General features: G+C 43.6%; 12 protein-coding genes. 4 read left to right on the top strand and 8 right to left on the bottom strand.

From position 1 onward, the window contains the following. Both FE394_RS14755 and FE394_RS14750 read right to left on the bottom strand, forming a co-directional pair. Nucleotides 1-668, bottom strand: a 668-nt coding sequence (locus tag FE394_RS14755) for a phage tail protein (protein ID WP_319927120.1), incomplete at its 3' end; no start/stop codon positions are given. 253 nt (nt 669-921) lie between these two features. Then, on the bottom strand, nt 922-2502 hold the full coding sequence (locus FE394_RS14750; protein WP_319927119.1) for a TerC family protein: 1581 nt from the start codon (nt 2500-2502) through the stop codon (nt 922-924). Between the two features lie 303 nt (nt 2503-2805). On the opposite strand from FE394_RS14750, the gene gndA reads away from it, so the two are divergent. Continuing rightward, nucleotides 2806-4212 carry an NADP-dependent phosphogluconate dehydrogenase gene (gene gndA, locus FE394_RS14745; RefSeq protein WP_319927118.1) on the top strand — a complete coding sequence of 469 codons (1407 nt, stop codon included), beginning with the start codon at nt 2806-2808 and terminating at the stop codon, nt 4210-4212. 319 nt (nt 4213-4531) lie between these two features. Here gndA and FE394_RS14740 read toward each other — a convergent pair whose 3' ends face one another. After that, nucleotides 4532-5026: a YbaK/prolyl-tRNA synthetase associated domain-containing protein gene (locus FE394_RS14740; protein ID WP_319927117.1), complete on the bottom strand. Its 495-nt coding sequence runs from the start codon at nt 5024-5026 to the stop codon at nt 4532-4534. 166 nt (nt 5027-5192) lie between these two features. Between FE394_RS14740 and yiaY the strand changes: the two genes are divergently transcribed. After that, nucleotides 5193-6344 (top strand): L-threonine dehydrogenase, encoded by a 1152-nt coding sequence (gene yiaY / locus FE394_RS14735; RefSeq protein ID WP_319927116.1) that lies wholly within the window; start codon nt 5193-5195, stop codon nt 6342-6344. A 192-nt stretch (nt 6345-6536) separates the two neighbouring features. On the opposite strand, the gene FE394_RS14730 is transcribed toward yiaY, so the two are convergent. Then, a complete protein-coding gene (locus FE394_RS14730) occupies nt 6537-6869 on the bottom strand; it encodes an ArsR/SmtB family transcription factor (protein WP_319927115.1) in 333 nt (110 codons plus the stop codon). 120 nt (nt 6870-6989) lie between these two features. Here FE394_RS14730 and FE394_RS14725 point away from each other — a divergent pair, with 120 nt between their 5' ends. Beyond that, entirely contained in the window at nt 6990-8000 is a 1011-nt protein-coding gene (locus FE394_RS14725) for a permease (protein ID WP_319927114.1), read from the top strand. A 47-nt stretch (nt 8001-8047) separates the two neighbouring features. Next, nucleotides 8048-8713, top strand: a complete 666-nt coding sequence (locus tag FE394_RS14720) for a methyltransferase domain-containing protein (RefSeq protein WP_333783460.1) — start codon at nt 8048-8050, stop codon at nt 8711-8713. Nucleotides 8714-9034: 321 nt separating this feature from the next. On the opposite strand, the gene hisIE is transcribed toward FE394_RS14720, so the two are convergent. From hisIE to hisH, 4 genes are read right to left on the bottom strand one after another with little or no spacing between them, the layout of a single operon-like run. Continuing rightward, complete coding sequence (gene hisIE / locus FE394_RS14715) at nt 9035-9670, bottom strand: bifunctional phosphoribosyl-AMP cyclohydrolase/phosphoribosyl-ATP diphosphatase HisIE (RefSeq protein ID WP_319927112.1); 636 nt, start codon at nt 9668-9670, stop codon at nt 9035-9037. Beyond that, the gene (gene hisF, locus FE394_RS14710; protein ID WP_319927111.1) at nt 9664-10440 is read right to left on the bottom strand and encodes an imidazole glycerol phosphate synthase subunit HisF; all 777 of its coding nucleotides are present in this window, start codon (nt 10438-10440) and stop codon (nt 9664-9666) included. Before hisF ends, hisIE begins: the two co-directional genes overlap by 7 nt. Continuing rightward, nucleotides 10422-11159 carry a 1-(5-phosphoribosyl)-5-[(5-phosphoribosylamino)methylideneamino]imidazole-4-carboxamide isomerase gene (gene hisA / locus FE394_RS14705; protein ID WP_319927110.1) on the bottom strand — a complete coding sequence of 246 codons (738 nt, stop codon included), beginning with the start codon at nt 11157-11159 and terminating at the stop codon, nt 10422-10424. Before hisA ends, hisF begins: the two co-directional genes overlap by 19 nt. A 4-nt stretch (nt 11160-11163) precedes the next feature. Next, a complete protein-coding gene (hisH, locus tag FE394_RS14700; protein ID WP_319927125.1) occupies nt 11164-11754 on the bottom strand; it encodes an imidazole glycerol phosphate synthase subunit HisH in 591 nt (196 codons plus the stop codon). Nucleotides 11755-11761: the final 7 nt, after the last annotated feature.

Genomic DNA, 11761 nt, shown 5'->3' with positions numbered 1-11761 from the left:
CCGTTGATCCTGCGGGTTAATGGTACATATTTATCGGTAGAGGATATCGAATTTGCCAGTTGATAGGCTTGATTTGCTAATTCATACGTTGTTTTTATTGCTTTTGGCGTTGCGGCTTGAGTTTCATTGTCACTGTTTACTGCATTACTCAATACAACAAATCCTTTCTCTTTTAAATTAGCGCTAGGATGGTTACGACTTTCGGCATGTTCTTCGATCTTGTTCCGTACATATTTACGTGTCGCTAAGCCGGAAAGTAGCCCACTAATCCAACCAGTCAAATTGCTATTGTTAACTGTTAGCGACATACGAACAGTTTGTTCTTTGGATTCCGGTTTGTAGAGGTCAGCACAATTTCCTATAGCAACCAGTGTCCCATCCTTATCGAGTAGACCTATTTCACGAACCCACCAATTACCTTTACCTTCAGGAATAATCTGTTCGGCAATAATTTGGTTGGGGTTGTTAGGATCGATAGCCAAGGCATCAATCTCAGCACGATGCTTTTCATTAATCAATTTGGATTGGCTGGAATCGGGTGTGGGTAAACTACCGCCACCGTCGCCTACAACCATATGAGTAATTTCAAGCTTAGTGCCTGATGAAACCGCTTTTTTCAGCTTGTCTGTACCTGCATCGGTCAATAATGAAAAATATTTTGTATTCATATAAAACCCTCATTTTATCAACAATAAATAGGTGTATTGCTAACTCAGCCACAAGAGGCTTCTTACAAAGTGTCTGGGCATATGAAGGCGGTGGTAACATCTCCGCTAAATATCACTAAATGAGATTGATTGTACTTGGGGGGATTAAGGTTAAGTAGTATAAAAATTAAACTAAGGCGATAAAACTTAAGGGAATAAAAAAACCGGCCTTATGCCGGTTTTTTTATTATATGCTCAATCTTAGAACTGTAGGTTATAGTTCTGCCTCTTCTTCAAACTTCAGTGAAGTAATTTTCACTTTATTGATACGATGGCTGGTGATTTCTAATGCCTCAAACTGATAATCGCCAATCTGCAATTGTTCACCTTGTTGCGGAATATGTTGCAGATGTTCCATCAACAGGCCTGCCAGTGTTTGATATTCACGTTTTCCATCCAACGGCAGTGGTACGTAAAGCACCAAATCCTCAAGTGGCATAAATCCATTGGCGATCCAATATCCATCTTCCGTGACTTGGATATCATGGCGGGCATCTATCTCTCCGCTTCCCACAGGCAGATTACCGGTAATGGTTTCCATCACATCTGTTACCGTGACTACACCTTCGACAGAACCGAACTCATCAACGACAAAGGCGAAGTGGGTTTGTGCCTGACGGAATTGTTCTAATGCCTGCAACAAGGAGAGGGATTCCGGGAAAATCAGCGGTTGTTGCACCAGCTTCCGTAAATCGAAAGTATTATGGGTTAACTGCTGATTAAGAATATCAATCACATGTACAACGCCAAGAGGCTCATCGCTGGTTTGTTCATCGGTGACGACAATGCGCGTGTGTGGTTTTTGCTCCAACAGAGTCGTCAATTTCTCAGTAGGGGCATGAACGTCAAGATAAACCACATCATGGCGTGAAGTCATGATGCTGCTGACGGTACGTTGCGCCATGCTGAGAACGCGGGCGATCATCTGGCGTTCCTGAGGCTCGAAGACTTCTTTGTTATCCGTATGATCTGCAATCAGATTGGAAGTATGATTATCCAATGCCGCGTTTTCACGTTTGCCATTCAGGATATGAAGCACGGCCTCTGCGGTTCTCTCACGTAATGAGCGGGATGCGCTCAAAAACTTGCGGCGATTGAACTGTGCGAACTGATTCAACGCTTCAATCATGATAGAGAAGCCGATGGCTGCATAGAGATAGCCTTTCGGAATGTAATAACCGAAGCCTTCTGCAACCAAGCTGAAACCGATCATCAACAGGAAGCTGAGACACAGAATAACAATCGTAGGATGTGCGTTAACAAATGCTGTCAGAGGTTTGCTAGCCCATATCATCAGGATCATGGCGATAATCACAGCGGCGACCATGATACCAATGTGATCAACCATACCCACCGCAGTGATGACAGAATCCAGTGAGAATACCGCATCCAAGACGATAATTTGCACAACCACCGCCCAGAAACCAGCGCCTTTGCGTTGTTGACTGGTATGCAGCATTTTTCCTTCTAATCGTTCATTCAGCTCCATCGTAGCTTTGAACAACAGAAAAATACCCCCTATCAGCATAATTAAATCACGGGCGCTGAAAGGGTGCTCCCACAAGGTCACTAAAGGCTTGGTCAGGGAAATAAGCCAGGATAAGCTGAATAGCAGCAATATCCTCATGACAAGGGCACAGGATAGCCCGGTCAGGCGAGCTTTATCCCTCTGTTTTTCAGGAAGTTTGTCTGCCAGAATAGCAATGAAAATTAAGTTGTCAATTCCGAGAACAATTTCTAAAACGATAAGTGTGGCCAAACCGGCCCATATCGTCGGATCAGCGATCCATTCCATACAATTTATTTTACCTTTTAGTATGACGGCTTCTGCCGACTACTGAATAATGCGTATTGAAGTACAAAATATCAATAGATGTTTTATCCCCGTTGGAAATTTTTTCAGCAAACAAACGTTATGACGGTATCGATTGCATCAATAACTACCCCCTACGCCCATTCCTGAGTTAACATGTGACTTCATTAACAAATTGCCCACGCTGTTTTGTTGCATACACGATATATAGCATAGAGATATGGCATATAGCGTTATGTACTGCATCTTGGGTGGGCAGCAGTCATTATTAGACGGGAGTTATTCATGTCCAAACAGCAGATCGGTGTTGTCGGTATGGCGGTAATGGGGCGCAACCTGGCGTTGAATATTGAAAGCCGTGGTTACTCTGTATCTATTTTTAACCGCTCCAGTGATAAAACTGATGAAGTTATTGCTGAAAATCCAGGGAAAAAATTAGTTCCAAATTATTCCATTGAAGAGTTTGTCGATTCGCTGGAAAAGCCACGTCGTATTCTGTTGATGGTTAAAGCAGGTGAAGCAACGGATAAAACTATTGCATCACTGACGCCACATTTGGATAAGGGTGACATTCTGATCGATGGTGGCAACACCTATTTTCAGGATACAATCCGCCGTAATCGTGAGCTATCTGCTCAGGGTTTTAACTTTATCGGTACGGGTGTTTCCGGTGGTGAAGAAGGTGCACTGAAAGGCCCTTCAATCATGCCGGGCGGTCAGAAAGAAGCTTACGAACTGGTTGCGCCGATTCTGAAAGAGATCGCGGCTCAGGTGGATGGCGAACCTTGTGTCACTTATATCGGTGCAGATGGTGCTGGCCATTATGTGAAGATGGTTCACAATGGCATTGAATATGGTGATATGCAGTTGATTGCAGAAGCTTATTCCTTACTGAAAAACGCCTTGAACCTGAGTAATCAGGAATTGGCTGAAGTATTCAGCGATTGGAATCAAGGCGAACTGAGCAGCTACTTGATTGAAATTACTGCCGATATCTTCCGCAAGCAAGATGAAGAAGGAAAATATCTGGTTGACGTGATTCTGGATGAAGCTGCGAACAAAGGTACGGGGAAATGGACCAGCCAAAGCTCGCTGGACCTCGGTGTTCCGGTGACATTGATTACAGAATCCGTATTCGCACGTTATATTTCTTCCCTGAAAGATCAACGCGTTGCTGCATCTAAAGTGCTGTCAGGCCCTGAAGTTCAGCCATTCAACGGTGACAAAGCTGAATTTATCGAGAAAGTTCGCCGTGCTTTGTATTTGGGTAAGATCGTTTCTTACGCACAAGGCTTCCAGCAGTTGAAATCGGCATCAGATGAATATAGCTGGGATCTGAACTACGGTGAAATTGCCAAGATCTTCCGTGCAGGTTGCATCATTCGCGCGCAATTCCTGCAAAAAATCACTGATGCGTACAATGAAAATCCAGCGATTGCTAACTTGCTATTAGCGCCTTACTTCAAACAAATCGCAGATGAATATCAGCAAGCGCTGCGTGATGTTATTTCTTATGGTGTGCAGAATGGTATCCCGACTCCAACATTCTCTGCTGCCATTTCTTATTACGACAGCTACCGTTCAGCCGTATTGCCAGCCAATTTGATTCAGGCACAACGTGATTACTTTGGCGCGCATACTTATAAGCGTACTGATAAAGAAGGTGTGTTCCACACCGAATGGCTGGATTAATTATCAGATATAAATCAGATATAAGATGTTCATAAAGTAAGGTGCTGAGTTTTCAGCACCTTTTTTGTTAAATGAAAACATCAACGTGGAGATTACCTCTTGAGTAATCTCTGTGCGAATCTCTCCAACCAGTGTGCTAGCTCTGCATCATTATTCCAATAAAGAAATACAGCGATGCTGAGGATAGCAATACCGAGTATTACCAGAACAAAAATATTATGCATATAATAATCGCTCATTTCTGCTTGGTTAAATTATAGCAAATGTAAACTTTACTTATGTTTTATTTAATTTATTGGGTGTTTTCTTGATGTTAGCGTCAATCGGTTATTTTCCGAAAAGCAAGTAATTCTGGCGTGGCTATACGACGGTAATCCTCCGTATTTAAAATGATCGAGCGTTCCAGACTACCGGCATTAAATGCAAGTTCACTATAGCGGTCGAATAAAAGTGGATCGGCCACCAGCTTTAAATCGGGATGAAAACTAAACGGTGGAATGGCACCAAAGACACAGTGTGTCAATTCAGACACTTCTTTTGGACTTGCCAGTGATGCCCGGCTTCCTCCGACCTGTTTGGCGAGAGTGGCAAGATCGGCCTGTTGGTCAGCAGGCAAAACAGCAAGGATATGTTGTCGATAGCCATTTCCTTTAACATGGCAAACTAAGGCCTTAGCGCCTTGTCCCAGCTGAGTGCCGCGTATTTTCGCAACTTCTTCAGAACGACCACCCGTTATGTGCTCCATGACACGGTAACGGGCATTATGAATGTCCAACAAGGTGGTAAGGCGTTCGAAAATGTCATTATTTAGCAAAATCTTCTCCTGTATAGACTCAAAGTTAAATCTGATGCCTGTTTTTATTCTTATATAAGTAATTATTGATTCTGGTCAAAATTACTGAGATAGATAAGTGTCACATTGTAATTCAATTCCCTTACATTGAGTTTTGAATACTTCAGTAAAATCTAAGGAGTTCCAAATGGCAGCATCAACTTTCTTTATCCCGCCAGTGAATAAAATCGGCATGGGGTGTATGACTGAAGCCGTTGAGTTAATAAAAAATTATGGCTACAAACAAGCTTTGGTTGTCACTGACCGCGTGTTGAACGAGATTGGTGTTGTTGGAAAGGTTCAGGCTTTACTGGAGGAAGTGGGAATAAAAAGTGCGGTTTATGATGGAACGAATCCGAATCCGACCACGATTAATGTCGGGGAAGGGCTTGAAATCCTGCGTCAGAATAATTGCGATTGTGTGATCTCTTTAGGCGGAGGCTCACCACACGATTGTGCAAAAGGCATTGCACTGGTGGCTGCCAATGGTGGAGATATCCGTGATTACGAAGGGGTTGATCGTTCAGCTAAGCCACAGTTACCTCTGATTGCCATTAACACCACAGCAGGTACGGCTTCTGAAATGACACGCTTCTGTATCATTACGGATGTTGAGCGTCATATTAAAATGGCAATCGTGGATAAGAATGTCACGCCTATTCTGTCAGTCAATGATTCTGCTTTAATGGCGGGTATGCCGAAAGGTTTGACCGCAGCAACAGGCATGGATGCCTTGACTCATGCTATTGAAGCTTATGTCTCTACGGCTGCGAACCCCATCACCGATGCTTGTGCCTTGAAGGCAGTAACAATGATTAGTGACTATTTGCGTCGTGCTGTTGAAGATGGCAATGATATAGAAGCGCGGGAGAATATGGCTTATGCCCAGTTTCTGGCGGGGATGGCATTCAATAATGCCTCTTTGGGATATGTCCACGCGATGGCTCATCAATTAGGTGGATTTTATGATTTGCCCCATGGTGTTTGTAATGCGGTTTTACTGCCACATGTACAAAGATTTAATGCAAAAGCCTCTGCTGCCCGCCTGAAAGAGATTGCTGCTGCTATGGGAGTTGAAGTAGCGGATCTGAATGATGAAAAAGGTGCAGAAGCTTGTATAAAAGCTATCAGCAAGCTGGCAACAGATGTCAATATTCCGGCTGGTTTATCTGCACTGAATGTAAAAGAGGAAGATTTACCTACATTGGCGACCAATGCTTTGAAGGATGCCTGTGGCTTCACTAATCCGATTCAGGCTTCGCATGAAGAAATTGTTGCTATCTTTAAAGCGGCAATGTAACTGGCTGAGTAATGATTTTAAGAACCGAGTGTTCTGATAACACGGGTTCCTATGATTTTTTCTGGCGATATCTCTTTGTCAAAAGTGTACAGATATATTACACATATATGTTCTTCTTTTCAGAGCGACTCTGGATTTATACTGTACACTTAATGGCAATATTATCTTCCGCTACCACACACTTACCACATACTATGTTTCACATAATCCACATGATTTCGCGGTAAAGTGTTCAACTGAAATGCCTACACAACACTCTTCTTGCAAGAAATTGATCAGATTTTCCAAATGCTGGTACTCAGGTATACATACAATAGTACGACTGTGCTTCTCCTGACGAATCAGTCCGACCTTCACCATCCGGGCGAGATGATGTGATAGCGTTGAAGCCGGAATCTCCAAGGCTTTCTGAATTTCCCCGACAGAAGCTCCTTGATGACCGGCTTTAACTAAAAATCGAAATATGGCTAATCGGTGAGTGTTCCCTAGTTCAGCCAGACTTTCTGCGACTTCTTCGTGTTTCATGCGCGTCTCTAAACAAAAATTTCTATGTTTCTAGAAATATACTTGACAGTGATAGCAATGGCAATTTATTCTCCTCTATATTTCCATATTACTAGAAATATAGATACTTGGAGGATCAGAATGTCTTCTCAATTGCAAGAAACCCTAAATATGTTTGTCTTCCTTGCCATAGAATTATCAGCTTTATTCATTGGTGTTAGCTTGTTGATTGGTATTTTCCAGCGACATGTACCTCCCTCCAAAGTGGAAGCTTTACTGAGTGCCAACCGGAAAAGAGGATATTTTTTGGCTGCTGCCTTTGGAGCTATCACTCCTTTCTGTAGCTGTTCGACTATTCCTATGTTGAAAGGGTTAATTCGTGCCAAAGCGGGTTTTGGTCCAATGATGGTATTTTTATTTGCCTCCCCTTTATTGAACCCCATCATTGTTGTATTGCTTGCTGCTACTTTTGGTCTGACGCTAACAGCTATTTACGTATTATCTGCTCTTCTGGTCTCACTTGGAGCCGGATGGTTGCTACAAGTATTGGGATTTGAACGTCATATACGCCGTGAAGTGGTGTCTGGTTGCGGGAGCTCCAGAAGCAATTGTGACATTAAACCGACGATATCAAGTTGTTGTGAATCAATAACCACTTCCTGTTGTTCTGCTACTCAAGTAACTATGCAATCTACATCTACAAGTTGCTGTGATAGCCAAACCGTTAAAACTGATCGCCCAAGAAGTAAGTACAGCGGATTATGGCAAGAAGCCTGGTCAGATTTTAAGGGGGTATTACCGTATTTACTTATCGGTATCGCAATCGGCAGTGTTATCTATGGCTATATACCGACTGGTTTGCTTGAACAATATGCTGGCTCAGATAGTCCTTTTTCTATCCCCGTTGCTGCTGTCATTGGTGTGCCGCTATATATTCGTGCCGAAGCTTTGATACCGCTTTCAGCAGCTTTGATGGCGAAAGGAGTCGGTGCCGGAACGGTTCTGGCGTTAATTATTGGTGGTGCTGGTGCCAGCCTGACTGAGCTAATTTTATTACGCTCTCTATTTACACTTAAGCTCTTGGCAGCCTTTGTCGCTGTTATCTTCACTATGGCAATGATCGCGGGTTACACGACTTTCCTATTTTTCTGAATGCTCTCTTAGATATTAGATAACAGGCAAATAAACATGTCAGGCCGATCGGTCACTGGAGTCATATCTGGCCTAGTGTCGATATCATAGTCTCTAATTGTGTCATTAATCTGGCAGCTACAAAATTTGATGTACTTCAGGGAATGTTTCAGTTACTTAAATCAGGTGGAGAAATTTATTTTGCTGATATTTTCTCCGAGCGCAGGCTCTCATCGGCGTTAAAAAATGATCCGTTGTTGATTGGAGAATGTATTGGTGATGTGTTGTATTATGGCGATTTTGTGAAAGTCGCTCGTGATGCTGGCTTTCGGGATATACGGGTTGTTTCAAGTCATTTAAAAACCATTAACAACAAGCCGATTGAGGAAAAGTTGGGTGGTGCAAAACTGTATTCAATGACGCTCAGGTTATTCAAGATTGATCTAGAAGATAGTTGTGAGGATTATGGTCAAGTTGCTATATACAAAGGTAATCTTCCTGATGCCTCCGTTCGCTTTATGCTTGATCAAGAACATGTATTTGAGACAGGGAAAGCGGTGCCGATATGTCGAAATACGGCAGATATCATTTGTAAAAGCCGATACCATAGCTTGTTTAGTGTGATTGGTGAAGGACATACCCATTATGGGGTTTTTAATTGTGGAACAGTTTCGAACAATTTTTCAGTATCAAATGAGGCTCCTATATGTGCACCAAGTGGTTGTAGTTGCTAAAAGAGTTAGCAGACTGCCCTAAACCACTGACAAGCTCAGATACAAAAAGGTATCTGATAAGGCTGTAAGAGGCCATTCCGGATCTATACCTGTTGCCTTTCAAATTGCAGTTTTGTTGGCTGCACTCAACCCGGTCAAGTTATCTCTGCTTCCGGGGATTAATGAGAGGCTCCTGCCTCTCGCCGGAGGCCAGTCTTTGGCTGGTCAAATTCGTTCCCGATGAATTTGTCGCTCCTTTTCCGTCGCTCTGTGTTCTGAAATCCATCGGGCATATAATTTAGCAAAGTGGCGGATACTTTATTCACTTTGCCTGGCAGTTCATTATTGTTGGCTAGAATCTCGTTCCCGCAATCGGCAAATAATAGTACTGAGATCGAGATCCTGATTTTGCAGTAAAACCATCAGGTGATAAATCAAATCGGCAGCCTCGTTGGTTAATTCTTCTCTATCATTCACAGTAGCCGCCAACGCAGTTTCTACTCCTTCTTCCCCGACCTTTTGGGCAATGCGTTTTGTTCCACTGGCGTACAAGCTGGCGGTATAGGAACTGTCCGGCGAAGCATTTTTCCGGCTTGCCAGTAGTTGTTCCAATTGATAGAGGAAACTCCACTCTGTTTGCGCCGGGGCAAAACAACTTTCAGTCCCTTTATGGCAGGTAGGACCAATGGGATCAACAAGGGCAAGTAAGGTATCGTTGTCACAATCGGGATAGATATTTACCAGATTCAGAAAATGGCCGGAGCTTTCGCCTTTTGTCCATAATCGCTGTTTGGTGCGGGAAAAAAAGGTCACTTTACCAGAATCGAGCGTGGCATTCAGGGCTTCCCTATTCATGTAACCCATCATCAACACAGTACCGGAGATGGCATGTTGAACAATAACGGGCATCAGGTTATCCACTTTTTCCCAGTCCAGTTTTTCAATTTCTTGTATTGTTAGTTGCTGTGCTGTCAACATGTTCTAACCTCGATATCTTGTGCGGTAAGATATTGTTTGAGTTCACCGATGTTAATGATCTGTTTGTGAAAAACGGAAGCAGCCAAAGCACCATCAACGTTTGCAAGTTTAAACGCATCCAGAAAATGTTCTGGTGCACCAGCACCGCCGGAAGCGATCAGTGGTACGGAACAGATATCACGGACTAATTTCAGTTGAATAAGATCGTAACCGTTGCGGACACCATCCTGATTCATCATATTCAGAACAATTTCACCAGCACCGCGTTGTTGTACTTCTTTGACCCAATCCAGCGTGTGCCAGCGTGTTGCCGTTGTGCGCTTTTCATCACCTGTAAATTGGTAAACCTGATAGCTATTATTTTTTTCATCAAACCACGTATCAATACCTACAACGACACATTGAACACCGTAACGATCAGCCAATCGGTTAATCAAGTCTGGGTCGGCCAGGGCAGGGGAGTTGATAGAAATTTTATCTGCACCGAATGATAAAATCTGTCCTGCGTCTTCAACCGTTTTGATGCCACCTGCCACACAAAAAGGAATATCAATGATTTCAGCAACTCTCGCCACCCAGCTTTTATCCACTACGCGGCCATCAGAAGACGCAGTAATATCGTAAAATACCAATTCATCTGCACCTTCTTGTGCATAGCGTTGTGCGAGAGGAACGATATCACCAATAATTTCGTGATTGCGGAATTGTACACCTTTAACGACTTGTCCATCACGGACATCAAGGCATGGAATTATGCGTTTTGCCAACATTGGATAGCCTCCGTCAGTGTGAATTTTCCTTCAAGTAATGCACGCCCGACAATCACTCCGCTAACGCCAGATGCAGGCAAGGGCGAGATATCGGTAAGGTTGCCAATACCCCCTGAGGCCTGGAACTGAATTTGCGGGTATCGCTGACTGATTTCCTGATAGAGAGTGATGTTAGAACCACTTAATGTACCGTCACGGGAAATATCGGTACATAGCACATGCTTCAATCCAACAGGAAGGTATTGCTCAATAACACTTTCCAGTGTGGCATCGCTGTTTTCCTGCCAGCCACTGATAGCAATTTGTTTAACACCATCTGTACTGATACGGGTATCCAATGCCAGTACAATCGACTCAGTGCCATAATGTTGAAACCACTGTTTAACTAAATCAGATTGCGTAATTGCCGTAGAGCCAATGACAACCCGGCTGGCACCTGCTTCAAAAAGTGCTTTGACGTCACTTTCTGAACGAATTCCCCCACCGACTTGAACCGGCACAGTAACACCCGCCAGCAGTTGTTTAAGCAGCGTAATCTGACGATTATTTGGATCTTTTGCCCCAGTAAGGTCCACTAAATGCAGTAATTTGGCACCGTTCTGTTCATATTGTTGTAAACGAGAGAGTGGTGAATCGCCATAATCCCGGCGCTGGTCGTAATCTCCCTGATGCAAACGCACCACGTTGCCATCAATTAAATCTAATGCAGGTATAATCATGCGTTTACATCTCCAAAAAGTTTTTCAGTAACTGTGCGCCGGCTGCACCTGAACGCTCAGGATGGAATTGCACACCAAAGAAATTATCTTTTGTAATGGCACTACTGAATGTATTGCCGTATTCCGTTTGGGCAATCGTGTAATCACCGACAGGCAGCGCATAGCTATGAACAAAATAGAAGCGGGTATTATCTGCAATATGGCGGAACAGAGGATGATTTTTCTGTGCCTGCACTTGATTCCATCCCATATGAGGCAATGGCAGACCAGCGGTTGTCATTTTTTCGACAGGGGCGTCAATTAAATTTAGCAAAGGGACGTTATTGCCTTCGGCACTGACTGCGGCCAACAATTGCATGCCGAGGCAAATACCCAGTACCGGCTGGGTGAGCGAGCTAATCAGTGGGATTAACTGGCGTTGTTTAAGCTGCTCCATTGCAGCAGTGGCCGTTCCCACTCCCGGTAAAAACAGTTTATCAGCAGAGCGCACAATATCCGCATCTAAACTGACAATGGGATCATAACCCAGTCGGCGAATGGCATAAGCAACAGAAGCGAGATTGGCACAACCAGTATCCAATATAACAACGTTCATCATGGCT

It is taken from the genome of Xenorhabdus littoralis (genome assembly GCF_033949345.1).
Taxonomy (GTDB): Bacteria; Pseudomonadota; Gammaproteobacteria; order Enterobacterales; family Enterobacteriaceae; genus Xenorhabdus; species Xenorhabdus littoralis.
Note: the sequence above shows the minus strand (reverse complement) of the source record. Positions and strands in the feature narration are given on the sequence as shown.

Bases quoted from the DNA above. Each gene is read 5' to 3' on its own strand.
- FE394_RS14730 (WP_319927115.1), bottom strand. From the start codon at position 6,869: ATGAAACACGAAGAAGTCGCAGAAAGTCTGGCTGAACTAGGGAACACT.
- yiaY (WP_319927116.1), top strand. From the start codon at position 5,193: ATGGCAGCATCAACTTTCTTTATCCCGCCAGTGAATAAAATCGGCATG.
- FE394_RS14725 (WP_319927114.1), top strand. From the start codon at position 6,990: ATGTCTTCTCAATTGCAAGAAACCCTAAATATGTTTGTCTTCCTTGCC.
- gndA (WP_319927118.1), top strand. From the start codon at position 2,806: ATGTCCAAACAGCAGATCGGTGTTGTCGGTATGGCGGTAATGGGGCGC.
- hisIE (WP_319927112.1), bottom strand. From the start codon at position 9,670: ATGTTGACAGCACAGCAACTAACAATACAAGAAATTGAAAAACTGGAC.
- hisA (WP_319927110.1), bottom strand. From the start codon at position 11,159: ATGATTATACCTGCATTAGATTTAATTGATGGCAACGTGGTGCGTTTG.
- hisH (WP_319927125.1), bottom strand. From the start codon at position 11,754: ATGAACGTTGTTATATTGGATACTGGTTGTGCCAATCTCGCTTCTGTT.
- hisF (WP_319927111.1), bottom strand. From the start codon at position 10,440: ATGTTGGCAAAACGCATAATTCCATGCCTTGATGTCCGTGATGGACAA.
- FE394_RS14750 (WP_319927119.1), bottom strand. From the start codon at position 2,502: ATGGAATGGATCGCTGATCCGACGATATGGGCCGGTTTGGCCACACTT.